Origin of the sequence: Chryseobacterium arachidis (assembly GCF_900129245.1) — a bacterium.
GTDB lineage: Bacteria > Bacteroidota > Bacteroidia > Flavobacteriales > Weeksellaceae > Chryseobacterium > Chryseobacterium arachidis.
Map to the genome: position 1 here is coordinate 115,676 of NZ_FQUT01000005.1, position 18,952 is coordinate 134,627.

At 36.2% G+C, this 18,952-nt stretch carries 15 protein-coding genes; 2 read left to right on the forward strand and 13 right to left on the reverse strand.

Features of this window, described 5'->3' with window-relative positions:
* Positions 1-291 precede the first annotated feature (291 nt).
* Together BUA89_RS11275 and pelA are read left to right on the forward strand one after the other, a co-directional pair.
* Positions 292-1,476 carry a DUF4861 family protein gene (locus BUA89_RS11275; RefSeq protein WP_072957498.1) on the forward strand — a complete coding sequence of 395 codons (1,185 nt, stop codon included), beginning with the start codon at positions 292-294 and terminating at the stop codon, positions 1,474-1,476.
* A 10-nt stretch (positions 1,477-1,486) separates the two neighbouring features.
* Positions 1,487-2,506, forward strand: coding sequence for a pectate lyase (gene pelA, locus BUA89_RS11280; RefSeq protein ID WP_072957501.1), 1,020 nt, complete (start codon positions 1,487-1,489; stop codon positions 2,504-2,506).
* Between the two features lie 55 nt (positions 2,507-2,561).
* Here the strand turns inward: pelA and BUA89_RS11285 are convergent, their stop codons facing one another.
* From BUA89_RS11285 to BUA89_RS11350, 13 genes are all read right to left on the reverse strand, one after another.
* Positions 2,562-2,810, reverse strand: coding sequence for a hypothetical protein (locus tag BUA89_RS11285; RefSeq protein ID WP_072957505.1), 249 nt, complete (start codon positions 2,808-2,810; stop codon positions 2,562-2,564).
* A gap of 64 nt (positions 2,811-2,874) precedes the next feature.
* Positions 2,875-5,349 carry a glycoside hydrolase family 95 protein gene (locus tag BUA89_RS11290; protein ID WP_072957966.1) on the reverse strand — a complete coding sequence of 825 codons (2,475 nt, stop codon included), beginning with the start codon at positions 5,347-5,349 and terminating at the stop codon, positions 2,875-2,877.
* A 128-nt stretch (positions 5,350-5,477) separates the two neighbouring features.
* Complete coding sequence (locus tag BUA89_RS11295; protein ID WP_072957508.1) at positions 5,478-6,383, reverse strand: alpha/beta hydrolase; 906 nt, start codon at positions 6,381-6,383, stop codon at positions 5,478-5,480.
* Positions 6,384-6,529: 146 nt separating this feature from the next.
* Entirely contained in the window at positions 6,530-7,429 is a 900-nt protein-coding gene (locus BUA89_RS11300; protein WP_072957511.1) for an alpha/beta hydrolase, read from the reverse strand.
* An 80-nt stretch (positions 7,430-7,509) separates the two neighbouring features.
* Positions 7,510-7,851 carry a cupin domain-containing protein gene (locus BUA89_RS11305; protein WP_072957514.1) on the reverse strand — a complete coding sequence of 114 codons (342 nt, stop codon included), beginning with the start codon at positions 7,849-7,851 and terminating at the stop codon, positions 7,510-7,512.
* Positions 7,852-8,106: 255 nt separating this feature from the next.
* Positions 8,107-8,844, reverse strand: coding sequence for a rhamnogalacturonan acetylesterase (locus BUA89_RS11310; RefSeq protein WP_072957517.1), 738 nt, complete (start codon positions 8,842-8,844; stop codon positions 8,107-8,109).
* A 290-nt stretch (positions 8,845-9,134) separates the two neighbouring features.
* Complete coding sequence (locus tag BUA89_RS11320) at positions 9,135-10,112, reverse strand: pectinesterase family protein (RefSeq protein WP_072957523.1); 978 nt, start codon at positions 10,110-10,112, stop codon at positions 9,135-9,137.
* A gap of 44 nt (positions 10,113-10,156) precedes the next feature.
* Positions 10,157-11,065: an alpha/beta hydrolase gene (locus BUA89_RS11325; RefSeq protein WP_072957526.1), complete on the reverse strand. Its 909-nt coding sequence runs from the start codon at positions 11,063-11,065 to the stop codon at positions 10,157-10,159.
* A 211-nt stretch (positions 11,066-11,276) separates the two neighbouring features.
* Positions 11,277-12,944, reverse strand: a complete 1,668-nt coding sequence (locus BUA89_RS11330; protein ID WP_072957530.1) for a glycoside hydrolase family 28 protein — start codon at positions 12,942-12,944, stop codon at positions 11,277-11,279.
* Positions 12,945-13,102: 158 nt separating this feature from the next.
* Positions 13,103-14,746 carry a glycoside hydrolase family 43 protein gene (locus BUA89_RS11335; RefSeq protein ID WP_072957533.1) on the reverse strand — a complete coding sequence of 548 codons (1,644 nt, stop codon included), beginning with the start codon at positions 14,744-14,746 and terminating at the stop codon, positions 13,103-13,105.
* Positions 14,747-15,051: 305 nt separating this feature from the next.
* Positions 15,052-16,311 (reverse strand): glycoside hydrolase family 88/105 protein, encoded by a 1,260-nt coding sequence (locus BUA89_RS11340; protein WP_072957536.1) that lies wholly within the window; start codon positions 16,309-16,311, stop codon positions 15,052-15,054.
* Between the two features lie 103 nt (positions 16,312-16,414).
* Positions 16,415-17,827 carry a pectate lyase family protein gene (locus BUA89_RS11345; RefSeq protein ID WP_072957539.1) on the reverse strand — a complete coding sequence of 471 codons (1,413 nt, stop codon included), beginning with the start codon at positions 17,825-17,827 and terminating at the stop codon, positions 16,415-16,417.
* A gap of 40 nt (positions 17,828-17,867) precedes the next feature.
* On the reverse strand, positions 17,868-18,890 hold the full coding sequence (locus tag BUA89_RS11350; RefSeq protein ID WP_072957542.1) for a pectinesterase family protein: 1,023 nt from the start codon (positions 18,888-18,890) through the stop codon (positions 17,868-17,870).
* Between the last annotated feature and the right edge of the window lie 62 nt (positions 18,891-18,952).

An 18,952-nucleotide genomic window follows, 5' to 3' on the forward strand; every position in this document is an offset into this window, starting at 1 on the left:
TTCTTCAGGATTTTCCCAGAGATAATTTTCAGAAAAAATTATTATGCTGACGTTTTTCGAAGGCTTTAAGGATAAAACGGAAACCACATTGGGAAATATCAAAGCGAATGTCGATTTCTAATTTTGAGAGGAAAACTTCTGCAATCGTATTTTGCATTCTCCGTTGGGCGAGAAGCACCAAACCTTACCGATTAAGTTAAAAAATATTAAATCCTTATCATTGATGAGTATTTTTTGTCTTCGAAAGAAAATTATATTTACTTTTGGTAAAATTAACTCAACAAAAAAAATATGTTAACAGTTAAAAATCCGGTCTTGGGTATTTTTTGTGCAATCGGTTGCATTGTTGCGGATGGTTTGAGGGCACAAACTTCTGTTCAGGTAAAAAATGTCCTGGATTTTTCAAGAAATGAGGTCGTTTCAATTCCTGTTTCAGATTTGAAATCTTTTTTAAGCAAAAACAAAGAAAGCGATCTCAGAATCAAAGATCAGTATGGAAAATCTCTTCCCGTTCAATGGATCGATTATAACGGTGACGGAAAAAATGATGAGTTGCTTTTTCAAGCTGCTATTGATCCTAAAAAAACAAATACCTATTCCATTTTTACCAATGAAAAAACACCTGTTCCCGAAAGTAAATTAACAACCTATTCGAGACTGGTTCCCGAAAGAGCAGACGATTATACCTGGGAGAATGATAAAATTGCATTCAGGGTGTATGGTCCGAAAGGTCAGGCTGAAGCATTGGCGGGCGTAAAAGGCAGCACGTTATCGAGTGGTGTTGATATCTGGCTGAAAAGAACCGAAAAATCTGTCATCAACGAATGGTACAAAGGATATTTAACCGATCCGATGTATTATCATAAAGATACAAGAGGGGAAGGTTACGATCCGTATCATGTCGGAGACAGCCGCGGAACGGGAGGAATCGGAATCTGGAAAGATGAAAAGCTGCAGGTTTCAAAGAATTTTATCAGCTCCAAAACCATTGCAGAAGGTCCGCTGAGAACGGTTTTTGAATTAACTTATGCGCCATGGAGTGAATTCGGAGTGGCAGAAAAGAAAATCGTTTCATTAGATTTAGGTTCTAATTTTTCAAAATTTGAATCTGATTTTAAAGCTGAAAAGCCGGTTCCTAACTACACTGTCGGAATTACTTTGCATAAAAATGAAGGGAAATCAGAACTCAATGATAAGAACGGCTATTATCTTCACTGGGAAAAAATAGATGATGCTTTCGTAGGCGAAGGAATTGTAATTGATCCGAAAATTGTTCAGACGTCTATTGCTTTCAAATCTGAAACACCGGATCAAAGTAATTTATTGGTCGTGACAAAACCTCAGCAAAAACTGACGTACTATGCAGGGTTTGCGTGGCAGAAAAGTGGTCAGATTACAACAAAAGAAGATTGGGAAAAGATATTGCAGAAGCAGGCCCAAATCATTGCCAATCCTTTGGTGGTAAAAGTTAAATAATTTTTAAAAGATGAAACTAAAAATATATACATTCGCTCTTGGGTTAATGGCCATTAACCTTTCCGCTCAGGTAAAAGATACCTTAGCCGAAAAAATGATGGTTTACCAGCTTCCGAACGGAGGTTGGGGTAAACATACAAGCGATAAGCAAAACGTAGATTATACAAAGAAGATAGATCCGAAACTTTTAAAAATAATCAAAGCGACCGATAATGATTTTGCAACGATTGATAACAATGCAACTTCACGGGAAATCAATGGCTTGATTAAAGCTTATCAATCAACTAAAAACGCCGCTTATCTAAAATCAGCAGAAAAAGGAATTGGATATTTGCTGTCGATGCAGTATGAAAACGGCGGTTTTCCACAATATTTTCCGAACACAGGGCTGTACAGAAAGCAGGTAACGTATAATGACAATGCGATGATTAATGCATTAACGGTTTTATACAACACAGCAGAAGGAAAAGAAGGATTTGATGCAGTGGATTCAAAATTGAAAGAAAGGTCGAAAATTGCCGTACAAAAAGGAATTGATTGTATCTTAAAAACTCAGATTGTCCAAAATGGTAAACTGTCAATTTGGGCAGATCAATACGATGAAAATACTTTAAAGCCTGAAAAAGCGAGAGCTTTCGAACCTGTTTCCTTAGCAACCGGAGAATCAATCGGGATTATAAAATTTCTGATGATGCAGCCTTTAACGCCTGAAATTGAAAAATCAATTAAATTTGCGGTAAAGTGGTTTGATGAAAGCCGGATTCAAGGATACACGTATGCTGTTTCTAAAGTGAACGGAAAAGCAGTACGTACTTTAAGCAGGAAGGAAGGTTCGTCGGTATGGGCGAGATTTTATGATATTGCCACCAATAAACCTATTTTCGGAGATCGTGACGGAAGCGTGAAATTTAATTACGAAGAAATTTCCGAAGAGCGTAGAATGGGCTACAGCTGGTACAACGAAGCCGGAACAAAACTGATAGAAAGCGACTTCCCAAAATGGCTGAAGAAGAACAAAATTTCTCAGTAAAAATAAAATCCTGATGTTTTTGGCATCAGGATTTTTATGTAAAAAATTAAAAATTTTATTCCTTTCTTGAAATAGCAAAATAAATTACATACAACCACCCAAAAATTCCGTGAATGATTGCCCACAGTATAGACCTGTTTCTATCCCAGGAACATACGACTGCAATCACAGAACCCAAACCGATCCCTGTTTGGGTAACCGTATTTGTTATTTTATTGGTAGATTCTGCATCTGTATGAGTTTGTGCTGCAATAAAGCAGATTGCGAATAAAATGAAGGCAAATGAAAATACTTTCCTTGTCATAAATGTTTACTTAATGCGTAAAAATAAAAAAGAGATTTTAATTTTTCGAATGTTTTTTTTAAAATTATTTCACTTCAAACCTATAAACACCACCTTTCTTCGTTTCAAAATCAAAAACCTGAGTTTCCGGAACCGGATAACCTTTCAGTTCCGCTTTCTCTGAAACCAATGGTGTTTTAATGGAATTTACCTGATAATATTCGTTGGGGTTTTCGCCATTCGCCTCAGTTAATTTATTTTTAGATTTAAACTGGATATCCTTCGCCATTCTGATTCTGGCATTTCCGCCCAAAGTTGATCTTACCACTAATTTCGTAAGCTTAGAATTCTTCCAATCCATATCGATTTCAAAACCGCCTCTCGCCTTTAATCCTTTTACAGAACCTTCTGGCAGAGCATCAGGAAGAGCAGGCAGAAGGTAAAGGTAGCCGTCATAACTTTGCAAAAGCATTTCTGCAATCCCCGAAGTACAGCCGAAATTTCCATCAATCTGGAATGGCGGATGCGCATCCAGAAGATTAGGATAGGTTCCTCCGGATTCTCCTTTATTATCTAGCGGAGCGGGTGTTAATTGATCTGAAATCAATTTAAAAGCTCTGTTTCCATCCAATAATCTTGCCCACCAGTTTACTTTCCACCCCATCGACCAGCCCGTAGATTTATCACCTCTGTACGTCATCGAATTTTTTGCGGCTTCCGTTAAATCAGGATTTCTAAATGGCGAAATCTGTCCTGAAGGAAATAATCCGTACAAATGAGAAATATGTCTGTGCTTATCAGTTGTTTTGTCCATATCTTGCAGCCATTCCTGCAACTGTGCGTATTGGCCAATCTGCATCGGAGGCAATTTAGCTAAAGCCGTTTTTACCTCGTCCGAGAGGTTTTGATCTTCATTTAAAACTTTTGAGGCATTGATAAAATTGTTAAATACATCAAAAACCAACTGATTATCCATCGTTGTTCCCGCAGTAATTCCGACACCTTTGAGGTAGGTGTTTTCCGGTGACATGGACGGTGAAACCACCAGATAATTACCCGAAGGATCAGGCTGTAAAACATCCAGATAAAACAAAGCTGAACCTTTCAAAGCAGGATAATATTTTTTTAAAAACTCTTTATCTCCGGTGTATAAATAATGATTCCAAAGGTGCTGAGTGAGCCAGGCGCCACCCATTGGCCACATTCCGTAGAAACCACCGTCAACCACTCCCGTTATTCTCCACAAATCGGTGTTGTGATGCATATTCCAGCCTCTTGCGTGATACATTTCTTTGGCAGATTCCTGTCCGGTCTCTGACAGATCCTGAATCATATCAAACAAAGGTTCATGCATTTCGCTGAGGTTGGTATTTTCCGCAGGCCAATAATTCATTTCCGTATTGATATTGACTGTATATTTACTGTCCCAAGCCGGATTCAATTGATAATTCCAGATTCCCTGAAGATTGGCAGGCTGAGTACCCTGTTGTGAAGAAGAAATCAGGAGATAACGACCAAACTGAAAATACAAAGCCACCAAATCGGGATCACTTGAGTTCCCAAATTCGTTAATTCTTGCATCGGTTGTTTTTTGCGCCTGTTCTGTTGTTCCTAAATGTAAGCTCACACGGTTGAAATATTTCTGGTATTTTTCAACGTGGCTTTTGAGTTCATCGTTATATTTTTTATTTAAGGCTTTATTCAGATATTCAGCGACTTTTGCATGTGGATTACCGGAAAGATCATTGTATTTTTTGAAATTGGTCGCAATCGAAACATATAATACCACTTCATCTGCTCCCGAAATATTGAGTTTATCTTTTGTAGAAGTGAGTTTGCCACCTCTTACAACAGGAACCGCAACGGTTTTGAATTTAATTTTTCCAATTTTATTATCCACAGAACCACTTGTACCATTGATGATCAGTTGGTTTTTATCCGTGAAAACCGAATGGATCTTGTGTGGGGTAGAAGCGTTGACTGAAAAATTTAAACTTCCTTTTTTGCTGGAGGTCAGTTTAATCACAATTACATTATCTACAAAAGACGAGAAAATTTCGCGCTTGTAAGTTACGCCGTTTACCTCGTAGGAAACCGTGCTTACCGCTTTTTCGATGTCCAGAGTCCTTTTGTAATTTTTAAAATTGTCATGACCTTTGAAATCTAAAAACAAATCGCCCATGGTTTGATATGGCATCCCATAGTTCAGATCTTTCGGAGCCTGTCTTGGGTAGGTTATATTAGATAGGTTTTGGGCCTCCTCAAACTTTCCGTCATTCAAGAGTTTCCGGATTTTCTGTATGCTGTCGAATGTATTTTTCGGGACATTATTTCCCGGTTCTCCTGCCCAAATTGTTTCTTCATTCAGCTGGAGGTGCTCCTGAATGGCGCCTCCAAAAACCATAGCTCCTAATCTTCCGTTTCCGATGGGTAAGGCTTCGTTCCAGTTTTCTGCGGGTTTGTTGTAGATTAATTTTAAATTCTGCTGGGCGTACGCTGAAACCGAAATAATCGTTCCGCAAGCCAATAAAAAGATTTTATGTTGAATAGTTTTTATCATTTTTATTTTTTTTGAATGATTTTTTTTAACCGTAAAAGTTTTAAAAGATTTCTTCATGCTTTTCTTTTGAATCTTTTGTGGTAAAAATAATTTTTAGATTTTAATTAAAGATCTTTATTCATTACCAATTACTTATTGCTAATAGTTTTAAGCCAGTCTGCGCACACTTTTTTCCAGTTGTCCGTCAGTTCGGTTTTATTGGTAATTCCGATACTGTGTTCTCCCTTAGGGAAAATAAATAACGCCCCTTTTACTTTATTTTTAATCATGGCTTCATAATACAACATACTGTTAATGACAGGTACTGCATTGTCATTTTGAGCATGAAATAAAATTGTAGGTGGTGTTTTTTCTGTTACCCGATTCTGCATGGAATACTCTGAAATCTTCTGTTGCGAAGCATTTTCTCCCAATAGATTGTCACGGCTTCCTTTATGAGCAAATTCTCCCAAATCAATAACCGGAGAAACCAGAATTGCAAAATTTGGAACTGTGGAAATTGTTTGCCAATCACCCTTTAATTCCGTATAATCTGTAGAAATATTACTCACCATTGCTGCTAAATGTCCACCTGCAGAAGTTCCCAAAACTCCAATCTGGTCGGGAGAAATTCCATATTGAACGGCATTTTTTCTGATTAATTTTATCGCAGCCTGAATATCCTGTAACGGTCCGATTTCTCTTTGTTTTAAGTCGGGAGAAGTAGGCAAACGGTAATTCAGCACAAAGGCGGAAATCCCTAAAGTATTGAGCCATTTTGCGTAAGAATATCCACCCAAATCGTAGGTTAAATGTCTGTAACCACCGCCGGGAATGACAATGACTGCCATTGGTTTTCTTTCTTCTTTGGCGGGTAAAAAAGCAAACAGCTCAGCTTCCTGAATCTGAGTGATTCGACCTTCTTTTTCTTCAATGGTATTTAATTTTAAACCTTTAGAATTGGGCATTTCTCCTTTCGGCCAAACTGTAATTTTCTGTTGGGCAGAAATTTGGCTGAAAAGAAATAGTATGATGATGAAAGTTATCTTCTTCATTGAAATTAAATGGTTTAGGTTAAATCGCAAAGGCGCAATTTTTTTTTTTGATAAAATACTGTTGTTAAGGCGCAAAACACTTCGACAAGCTCAGTGTAATAACATTATTAATTACTTAAAGCATTTTTAAAATTACTCATTACCCATTATTTATTACTGATGGTTTCAAGCCAGTCTGAACACAGTTTTTTCCAGTTTTCGCTCAGTGCATCTTTATCGGTAACAAAAAAACGATGTCCACCTTTCGGAAAAATGAATAATGAACCCTTCACTTTATTCTTTGTCATGGCTTTATAGTACAGAATACTGTTCATTGGCGGAACAGCTGTATCATCTTGATTATGAAACAGAATTGTGGGTGGCGTTTTTTCAGTCACTCGGTTTTGCATGGAATATTCCGTGATTTTTTCTGCTGAAGCATTTTCTCCAAGCAAACTTTCACGGCTTCCTTTGTGAGCAAATTCGCCAAAATCAATCACCGGGCAAAATAAAACGGCAAAGTCAGGAATCGTGGAAATTGAAGCCCAATCACCTTTTAAATCGGTATAATCTGTGGAAATATTGCTTACACTTGTTGCTAAGTGACCACCAGCGGAAGTTCCCACAACTCCTACAAGATTAGGAGAGATATTCCATTGTGCCGCATTTTTTCTGATGTATTTAATCGATGCCTGAATATCCTGCAACGGAGCGATTTCTCGTTGGGTTAAATCGGTTGAAGTAGGTAATCTGTAATTGAGAACAAACGCTGAAATTCCCAGCGTATTCATCCATTTGGCGATCTGAAATGCACCTTCATCATAAGTCAGTTTTGAATAGCCGCCACCGGGAATGATGATCACCGACATTTGCTTTCTTTCTTTTACAGGAGGAAAAAATGCGAAAAGTTCTGGTTCTTTCAATTCTGCAAGGATTTTCTTTTTCTTGGTTTTTGAAGCTAAAATTTTCGAATTAGGCATTTCGCCCTTTGGCCAGAACATTAGTTTTTCCTGAGCCGAAATTTGCACGAAAAAGAAAATGAGAAATAAGAAAATGGCTTTTTTCATAACTTTAAATTTATTATTTTAAAGTGTATTAAAAAAAACCTAACAGGTTTTTAAACCTGTTAGGTTTGAATATTTGTGAATTAATCTTTCAAAAAATCCTCTCTGAATGGGGTAAAAGCATCGATCAATTTTCCCGCTTCTAAACATTTTACTCCATGAAAAATATTGGGTTGGGCAAAAAATCCGTCACCTTGCTGTAATATTTTCGTTTCACTATCAATGGTGACCTCAAATTTTCCTTCTGCTACATAGGTTATTTGCGAATGAAAATGTTGATGCAGAGTTCCGATGGCATCTTTTTCAAATTTTACAATCACCATCATGACCTGAGAGTTGTATCCTACAAACTGTCTGGAAACACCGTCTCCTAAATCTTCCCACTCGGAATTACCGTCGAAAAATGGTTCTTTTTTAAAATTCATTTTTATTTTATTTGAATTTTTTAAATTAAATTATTTATGCTCACTGTCATTCTGAGCAAAACGAAGTGGAGTGAAGAATCTATTTTATCATTTAGATCATTTTATTTGTTGAGATTCTTTGAACTTCGTTCGCATCCCTTCAGGCTGTGTCAGAATGACAAAGTAACGTTTATTTTATTTCTCGCAGATTTAACAGATTAAGCAGATTTTTTAAGTTCTCATCTGCTTAATCTGTTAAATCTGCGAGAGTTTTTATTATTTAATATATTTCTCCAAACCTGTTTTCAGTTTTTTCAAATCTTTTACCGCCAATTTTGCAACAGATTCTGCACCTAATCTTGATAAATGGGTGTCATCTGCTTTATCTTTATCATAAAATGGATTTTCCCCTGCTTTGAAATGTAAATGAAGCAGTTTTGATTTTTCCGGACCGTAAGAAATTTCTAACTGTTCAGTTAATAACTGCATGTCCACGAAAGCAACTTTCATATCGTCAGCAACCATTCTTACCACTAAAGGATATTCCTTATGCGTGTCGATTAAAACTCCGTTTTCATTAAAATTTCTTCGGGTAATGGACGTCATTAAAATAGGTATTGCGCCTTTTGCTCTGGTTTCATTCACATATCTTTCCAGATTGGCTCTGTATTGAGTGTAAGGATTGGTAAATTTTGTAGAATCTTTGAATTTCTGATCGTTATGCCCGAATTGAATAATGACAAAATCACCTTTTTTCAATTGTTTTTCCACTTTATCCCATCTTCCTTCCGTTCTGAAGCTTTTTGAACTTCTGCCGTTCATGGCATGATTTTGAATTTCAATTCCTGTGGTGAAAAACTGTGGTAAAACTTGTCCCCAACCGTGTTCTGGATTTTTATCGGGATTTTCTTTGTTTGCCATTGTAGAGTCGCCGATGAGGAATAAGGTTGGTTTTTGCTGAGCAAGAATTAAAGTTGAAACTGCTATGCTAAATAGTAAAAGTATTTTTTTCATTTTAAATAAATTTTTATTAATGTTCTTTTGTCTTAAAACAAAAGAACCAAAAGTTCAAGACTTGGAAACTTCCGCTAAGAATAAATTCTGTTCTCTAAAAATTCTAAAATTGACTCTCTTCGTTCGCCGAACCACTTTGTTAGGTTTCGCGCGAATTTTATATTAGTTTTTCGTCTCAATATTTGTGTCGCGCTCAGACAGTAGAATTTTTTTAACGTTCACAGAATTAATTTTCTTAACGCTCCATTTTCCTAGGTCGATTTATTGAGGTTATCATTACTCATTACCGATTATTTATTACTCATGTTCGGGTCCCAATCATTAAAAATCTTTTCTAAAGTATAATTTTTTAAATCTTTTTTCGTCAATTGATGCGACCAGCTCACACGTTTTGAAATGTTTCCGCCTTCTCCTTTACTTCCGAATTCTCCGTAATAAGCCGTTTTTTCTTTATCCGGGAACATTTTATCGCCTTTCCACGGATTCCAGCCTTCGGGAACAATGTGTTTTCCCATTTCTGTGTTGATGAAAACTGTTTTTGCATAAGATCGCCATGGTCTTCCTAAATATACTTTTGTGATGCCTTCTTTTGCAATTAATTTACAATCAAAAAATACAAAACCATATTGTCTGTCGGCTTCTGTTGCCGCTGCGGTGATATAAGAATCGGCTAAGCTTTTAATAATACAATTTTTAAAAACAACCGTTGCCTGTCCGAAAATAAAATCGGTTGTTCCTTCGATATAGCAGTTTTCAAAATATTGTCTGCTGTGATTGGTTGCCGAATAAATTGTATCCTGACAACCTAATATATTTGAATTTTTAATCACAAAACGGTCACCTTCTACATGGAGAGAAACCGCCTGCCCTTCGTTGCAGGAAGAGTTTTGAATCGTTAGATTACTAACTTTAATATCGTCACCCATCACCAAGAAAGTGTAAGAATTGAACGTTGTCATTTTTTCATTAAATGAATCCAATTTCCCTGAAAAATCATTGTTGGTAATGATCGTGTTGTCTTTATTTTCACCTTCTAATGTGATTTTATGTTTTGAAGAAGGAATTACCACTTTTTCATTATAGATTCCTGATTTAATAAAAACCAAAGCTTCCGCAGGACCCAAATCTCTGATTGAATTAATCGCCTTCTGAATTGATGTAAAATCTCCGCTACCATCTTTGGCAACGGTAATTTTAATATACGGATCATTTCCTGCAAAGAGAAAATTAGCCATTGAAATGAGAACAATTAAAAATAATTTTTTCATAAAACTTTTTTTAAATTAGCCTTAACCTTAATCTCAACCTAAATTTATTTTAAAACTTTATCTAAAAAATCAACAGTCAAATTTAAAGTTTCTGTAAACCAAGGTTCTGCTGACCAGAATGAATGCGGCGTATCTTTGATTTCATGAAACTCTGTTTGAATATTATAACCCTTCAATTTTTTCATCATATCATCTCGACCTGCGTGAAAACGGGGTTGTGAGCTGTTGATGAAAAGGGTAGGAGGGGTATTTTTATCCACATATTCCAAAGGTGAAGCCTTGGTCCAGTTTTTTAAATTACCCTCTTTGTCGCCGTCAAGCCAATACGCAGCGTAGGTACTTTCCTCGGCTTCAGGATGAATAAATGAAACGATTCCGTCTACATTGACGATAGCCTGAATTTTATTCTTTTTCTTCACACCAACCAAAGTCGCAATTTGTGCTCCTGCAGATTCACCCAAAACGACCATTTTCTTTTTGTTTAAAGAATACTTTTTATGGTTTTTCTTCAGCCATTGAATGCCGGTTTCAATATCTTCAACTCCGGCAGGATATTTTGCGACATCGGCTAATCGATAACCGATTGCGATCACCACGTACCCTTTTGAAGCCAGTTCCATTGCCATGAATTTTTCATTTTCCTTGCTTCCTGAAATCCAACCACCACCGTGAACCATTGCAATTCCCGGATATTTTTTCGATTGATCAGACGGATAAAAAACATCTGCTTTTAAAGAAAGTCCGTTGATATTTGCATATTCCACATCTTTATCAACTTTGATGTTTTGCGGAACTGATCGGTCAATTGGGGTAATAAAAGGATACTTTTTCTTGAATTTTTCGAACGTACCTTCGTTCGTGTAAGGAGTGGCATTCGGTCTTTTTATCTGCCCGAATGCCATTGTCCCCACAAAAAAAATAGAAATATAAGTATGTTTTCTGTTAAAAATCATTCGCTTATGGAATTTTTTTAATACTGCTTTATTTTTTGTTGTTGGTTTTTCGCAAAGACGCAAAGCAATTTACTGTCTTTATGTTTTAAGGCGCAAGGACTTTATCTTTGATAAAATTTAATACTCAATACTTTGCTGAAAATCTTTGATTTTCTTATGTCTTAAAACAGTGTTTAAATCAAAAAAACTTTGTGTCTTTGCGATTAACCAACTATTTAACTGCATTTTTCGCTACATCCGTTCCGATAGAAAGTGAATTTTTATCAGATGTTACTTCTTTCGGCAACAATATTGCTCCCGTTTTATTTCCTAATATTTTTACTATAGGTTTACCTGCTGATTCAAACTTTACTGTTGAAAGGTTGATATTTTTGCTGTTGTAAACGGTTGCTCCCGTTCCTTCAGCATATTTCAATTTTACGTTTTTCAATTGAATTCCGTCTGCATCTACGATGGTTAAGGCTTTTCTTGTATCAAACTGAGAATCTTCGATTATAATATTTTTTAGGTTCATTTCAGCTAAACCGAACAATGTAATCGCTTCATCAGAATTTACTGCATTGATATTTTTAAAGAAAATATTTCTGAAAATCGGAGTTTCTTCTGTAACCGGATAAATCTTTTCAGGTGTTTTATTGCCTTCCTGTTTCTGTCCGTCTTCCAAAACAGGAGATGCACCTTCATAGAACATATTGAAGCCGATAACCTGAGTCGGAATATTAATCATATCAATATTTTTGATGTAAATATTTTCAACAATTCCACCTCTTCCGCGAGTTGTTTTGAAACGAAGACCGATATCCGTCCCGATAAAAGTACAGTCGGAAACATGGATATTTCTCGCTCCACCAGACATTTCACTTCCGATGACAAAACCTCCGTGACCGTGGTAAACCACGTTATTTTTAATAATGACATTCTCAGTCGGCATTCCTCTTTTTCTTCCATCCTGATCTTTTCCGGATTTAATACAAATCGCATCGTCACCAACGTCGAAAGTATTATCGTAAATCAAAACATTTTTACTGGATTCCAAATCTACACCGTCGCCGTTTTGAGAAAACCACGGATTTCTAACCGTAAGATTTCTTAAAATCACGTTGGAACACATCAAAGGATGAAGATTCCAAGCCGGAGAATTCTGGAAAGTCGGACCGTCTAACAATACTTTGTCACAACCCACCAAACTTACCATTACCGGACGAAGGAAATCCTTAACCGTAGTTAATTCATCCTTAGAAATTTTATCAGGAACATTAAAGCTTGAGCTGCTTTCAAATCCTTTTTTATAGCTTTCCGATGGGAACCATGTTTTACCGTCTGCAGATAATAATCCGCCGGATTTTACGATGTTTTTCCATTCAGATTCTGAAACTTTGCTTTTTTTGATGGCTCTCCAAGCATCACCGCTTCCATCGACTACACCTTTTCCTGTGATGGCAATATTTGTTGCATTTTTTGCTGAAATAGGAGATTGGCAACGGATTGTATTTAATCCTTCAAAACTTACATCCACCAAAGGATAATCATTTTTATCTTTACTGAAGATAATCATGGCGCCTTCTTCTATGTGAAGATTAATGTTGCTTTTTAACTCAATAGGACCTGTTAACCACATTCCACGAGGAACAACCAGTTTACCGCCACCTTTTTTACTTAAATCTTCAATAGCTTTTTTGAAAGCTTCTGTATTTTTTACATTTCCGCCCGCAACACCGCCGTATTGTGTGATGGAAACGATATTGGCTGCAAATGAAGTTTCTGCAACCTGAGGCATTTTAAACTCAATGTTTTTATAAATATCAAGGTTCTGAGCATAGATTTGCCCTGAAAACATCATTGCTGCTACTAAACCGATTACTTTAAGAGACTTCTTCATTTTATTTTTTGAGTTTTAATTATTCTTAATTTTATTCGAAATCGAATGCTTATTTTTTCTCTTGCAGATTGAGCAGGTAACGCAGATGATTATAGATAACTTTTTTCATCTAAATTAAAAATCTGCGTTATCTGCCCAATCTGAGAGAGCTTTAAATCTTAATTTTTAGTAATTCTAAACCAATCAAAATCGACATATCCGCCGCGAGGTGCTTTTTCTGTGCTTACACTGTATAAACCGACTTTAGCGCCGATCCATTTTCCTGGTTTTGCCTGAAAAACATCGCCTACTTTTGTGAAACTTTTTCCGTTTTCGCTGTAGCTGAACTGGCATAAACCGTTTGGTTCGTTTACATTCACTTTTAAATAAGCTTCGTTTCCTTTTAATTTAGTTTCAAATAAAACCTTTTCTTCGCCGCCTTTATCTGCTTTTTCGGCTCTTCTTAATTGAAGATAAAAGCCGTCGGGTTTATTGGTGATCACGATTGATTCATGATCTAATCCCATCACCAAAAGTCCTGCGATCTTTCCTTCTTTAGCGTCTTCGGGTGTTAATTTAACTTTTGTTGAAGCTGCAAAATTCGGAGCCGGGAATTTTTGAGTTAATAAATTAGGAACGTTCCACAGATTTTTTTCACCTTCTGGAACTTTTATCGAAAATAATCTTAAAAATTTCTGTCCAGGAAGTTTAGATGACCAAACGATATTTTCGTTAGCGCTCCATTGCCATTGTAACCCTAATTTTTCACCATCGAATTCATCTGTTTCAGGAGGAGTGACGATAGAATAAGCTTTTCCTACATTTGGTTTTTTGTATGTTAAAACCGGTTCGCCGATTCCGTTTTTATTATTGTCAATGCCGATAACAGGCCAGTCATTTTCCCATTTCATTGGCTGTAAATGAACAATTCTTCCACCCGCATCTACGTCCTGAAAATGATAGAACCAATCTTCTCCGGAAGGCGTATCTACCCAAGCTCCCTGATGAGGTCCGTTGATTTTTGTTGAGCCTTGTTCTAACACAACTTTCTCTTCGTAAGGACCGTAAATATTTTTTGATCTTAATACCAATTGCCAGCCTGTTGCTACACCTCCTGCCGGAGCAAAAATGTAGTAATAGCCATTTCTTTTATACATTTTCGGACCTTCAACTGTTGGATGGGATTCGTGACCGTCGAAAACATGAACACCTTTATCGAGAACTTTTGTTCCTTCAGGATTCATTTTATTAAGAGATAAAATACTTTTTACTCCGGCGCGGCTTCCTGCCCATCCATGAACTAAATAAGCATTCCCATCCTCATCCCAAAACGGACAGGAATCGATCAAGCCTTTTCCTTCCATCACCAAAATCGGTTCTTCCCATTTTCCGAGCGGATCTTTGGTTTTAACCATATAAATTCCATAATCGGGATCTCCCCAATAAATGTAAAATTCTCCTTTATGAAACCGGATGGAAGGTGCCCAAACCGCATCTCCTCTTCTTGGAACTGAAAAATGTTCTTTAGGTAAAATATCCTGAATCGCATAATTCACCAATTTCCAGTTCACCATATCTTTTGAGTGAAGAATGGGTAATCCCGGAGCTTCATTGAAACTTGAAGCGGTCATATAATAATCTTCACCCACACGAATCGCATCCGGATCAGAATAATCTGCGTAAAGGATCGGGTTTTTGTAAGTCTTTCCCTGATCGGCAGTCCAAACTTCGGAAACGTAGTTTTTTTCCTGAGCATTTAAATAATTTGATGCAATTGAAAAAACTGTGATCGAGAGTATATTTAAAATGTTTTTCGTCTTCATAAATCAGATTTTTGGTCTGGCTTGTATTGATTTTTAACGTAAAGGGCGCAAAGGTTTCTTTTTCAAAACGTGATATATATTTTAAGTTTGCAAAGGCGTTTGACTTCGTCGAATCTTTGATTTCACTTAAATAAGATCTCAAAGTTTCTTTATTACAGATATTTATTTTTTAACCATTAAGATTTGATTTAAGGAGTTTAGAAAAATTAAGGTGAGCTTCGCTTTAAGTAATTAACTTAATAAAATCATAAATTTTAAACTAAATGAATCTTAACTTCTTAATTCTTCTTAATGGTTTTAAAGTATTATTTTTCAAATTCCAAACTTGCCAAAATGAATGGTCCTGTTCCTTTTCCGTCGTTGGAACGGATTTCTTCGTTTACATAATATTCATATGAACCGTCTCTGTAAGGTTTTCCTCCTAATCCGGCAACGGCGCAGCATTTATTTAAGTTTACCACTCCGTTTTCATCTACTGTAATTAAATTTTTGATAATTCCGTCATACCCTTTTTTAGCAGCAGCTTTGTACGATTTTGGAAGGTAACCTTCGTTAACAGACTTAATGATGGTATAAACAAACATTGCGGATGCTGTTGCTTCTTCATAGTTTCCTTTTTCCAAAGGCTTGTCCAGAATCTGATACCAAAGCCCTGATTTTTTATCCTGAACTTTAATTACTGCATCGGCGTAAGATTTTATATAAGAAATTAATTTTGCTCTTCCCGGATGGTCTTTTGGTAAATAATCCAGAACGTCTACCATTGCCATTCCGTACCAGCCCATTGCTCTTCCCCAGAAATTAGGTGAAAGCCCGGTCTCCTTATCTGCCCAAGCCTGCTCTTTACTTTCGTCCCAGCCATGATAAAGAAGTCCGGTTTTTTTATCTAACATATTTTTCTGAACAGACTCAAACTGGAAAACAATATCATCATACGCTTTCTGAGCATCTGCACCCTTTACGAAATCTTTTGTATAATGCGTGTAGAAAGGCATTCCCATGTACAAGCCGTCCAGCCAAACCTGATACGGATAGATTTTTTTATGCCAGAAAGATCCTTCTTTGGTTCTTGGTTGTCCGTCGATTTGTAAACGTAACGTTTGAAGTGCTTTTAAATATTTATCTTTTTTCTCTTTTTCATATAAATAAAGAAGAACGTTTCCGCTGTTCAGCATATCGATGTTGTACTTATCAAGGTCGTAGGTAAGAATTGTTCCGTCTTCTTTAATCAAATCTTTACCAAAATCGCTGATATAGTTGTAATATTCTTTTTTGCCCGTTTTGGCATATAATTTTTCTGCGCCATCCAAAACAATTGCGGATGGATAGGTCCATTTTGGACTTTTACTGAAATCCAGCATCCAGGCTTGCGGAAAACGGTGCATTTCAGAAAGCATCATTCTTTCAGACCATTTTAAGTTGGTTGGAACTACTTTTCCTGACTTGGAAGTTTCTGTCGCCGGTTTTGAAAAGGCTGCTGTTTTTGTCTGGGCACAAGCCAAGAACATTCCTGAACCTAAGATTGCAACAGCGTATGCTTTTATTTTATGATTAATGAAATTCATTTGTTTTAATTTTAAAGTTGATTGTTTTATCTAAAATTGTTCAAGTTTCATATTATTTATCTAATATAACTGATGTTTACAAATAAGTTTTCATGGTTATTATTTATTGTTTTTCAGTTATATTGTTAACAATATCGTTAAAATATACTTCAATATTATCGTAATTTTTATCTAAATCTCGCCCGTTAGCATTAGCTACTTTTGGATTTAATTGATGTTTAATTTCCCATTCATCAGGCATTCCGTCGTTGTCAGAGTCGGGTAGAGGTATTCCTTGTTTTAAGGTGGGAAAACCGCCGACATCATTTTGAGAATCGATGATTCCATTGGTACTTCCTTTCGAACCTTTGTATGTAAAACCTCCGTTTTTTACATCTTTTAAAATATTGTAATCGATTGCATCTCTTATAAAACTTGCTCCTCCGATCTGCAAAATCTTATCATAAGCTTCTTTGGGAGAATCTGTTTTTACATTATTCTGAATATCGTGAGGCTGATTTATTTTTATTGAATTTTTGTCTTTTTCCGTTACATTATAGGAAGTTTTCATTTGTGCAAAAACTCCCTGCGTCCAGTTGTCTTTTGATATTTCAGGATTTCCTTCGATTACATTTCCACTGATGTAATATTTTCCCCATATATTATAAACTTCTGTGTCAGGCTTTTGATTTTTATCAATAGCTGCAATTCTTTTTTTATTTAAACTTGCCGGTCCCGGTTTATAATAATTATTGATAATATTTACATTCATCCCTTCGCCGCCATAAATATTGTTGTGTCCCCAATTGTAAATGACATTATTTCTAAAATCCGTTAAATCAGTCAACGCAAATTTACTTCCTGCATACTCTCCCAATCGTGGATTTCTACTGTCATGGTTTGCATAAAGGTTGTGGTGGAATGATGCAAATTTTCCACCTGCGATTCCGCCATATCCATGAGCGCCTTTCTGATGAACTGAATTTCGAAGACTTTCTGCAATCACACACCATTGAAGCGTCGTATTTTCGTTGGCATAAATGGAAACAGTTTCGTCTGTTGACCAGCTCATCGAACAATGATCGACCATCAAATTCTTAATGAATCTTGCGCCTAATGCATCTCCTTCGAAATTCTTCTGATCACCCATTCTGAAACGCATATAACGTATGATCACATTGTCTGCGCCTACAAAAGTTTCGTAATTGGCAACGGTAATTCCGTCTCCGGGAGCGGTTTGTCCGGCAATGGTAACATTGCCTTCTTTTATTTTTAAAGGAGATTCTAAATAAATAGTTCCTCCTGTTTTAAACACAACGTATCTCGCTCCTTTTTGTTCTAAAGCATACCTCAAAGTTCCTTCCGAACTATCATCTGTCAATTTAGTTACAAAATAAACCTTTCCGCCACGACCACCTGTCGTATATCTTCCGAAACCTTCTGCACCAGGAAAACTTAACACATTTTGAGCGTTAATAATTGTGTAAATACCACATAAAATTCCTATCGTGAAGAGCTTTGTGAAGTGTTTTTTCATGATTGAAAATTTTTTGGTGTTGTTGAGGTTTAGATTAAATTTATTTCAAACTTTTTTTGATGTTCCAGTTGTCTTTTCCTTTAAGAATATTGTTTATCGTGTATTTTTTTCTTTCTTCTTTTGTTAATTGATGCGACCAGGAAACTCTTTTTGAAATATTCGCTCCGCTTCCTTTTGAATTATATTCTCCATAGAAAGTTGTCTTTTCTGCATCGGGTTTGCTCCAATTGTGCCAACCTTCCGGTTTTATTGTTGAATTGATTTTACAGTCGATGTAAACGGTCTTTGCAAAAGGTCGCCAAGGTCTTCCCAAATAGACCGAATTTTCCTTTGCATTACCAATGATTTTAGAATTAATAAAAACAAATCCAAATTCGTTTTCCTGTGGAGTAGAAGCGGCTGTAACGTAGCTTGCCGTTTCTTTTGAGTAAATTGTGCAGTTTTCGAAAACGGCAGTTCCGGCTCCGAAAATATAATCGGTGGTGCCTTCGATGTAGCAGTTTTTAAAATAGTTTCTTGAAGCTTTTGTTTTGTCTGGAGAATCTTGGACGCCTTTCAAGTATAAAGTATCTTGATTTCCTAAAAATCGGCAGTTTTCAAAAGCAATTCTGTCGCCTGAAGTCAAAACAGCAACGGCTTGTCCGACTCTTCCTGAACTGTTTTCAAACGAAATATTTTTCGCGGTAAAATCATTAGAGTAAATAAAAATTGTTGAAGAACCTGTTGTTCCGATATCTTTTCCTTCAGAATTTTTTTTTGAAGCAAAATCATCAAAAGTAATGATGGTATTTTGAGGATTTTCTCCTTCCAGTAAAATTGCACCTTTAGTTTCGGGAATAGTAATTTTTTCTTTGTAAGTTCCAGATTTAATTAAAATTTTTGTTCTTGTAGAAGAACTGTTTTCAACCGCATCAATGGCTTGTTGTACTGTTGTGAAGTGGCCTTTTCCGTCTTTTGAAACCACGATCGTTTTATCAGCAGTTTTAAAAGAAAGAATACTTAACAAAATGATTGAAAAGATTGAAAGTGATGTGAAATTTTTAAGAAAAGCGGAAGTTTTCATTGAAAAATTTTTAGTTAAAATACAGACTCCTCTTTTTACGGAAGAAGCCTGTATTCCTTTGA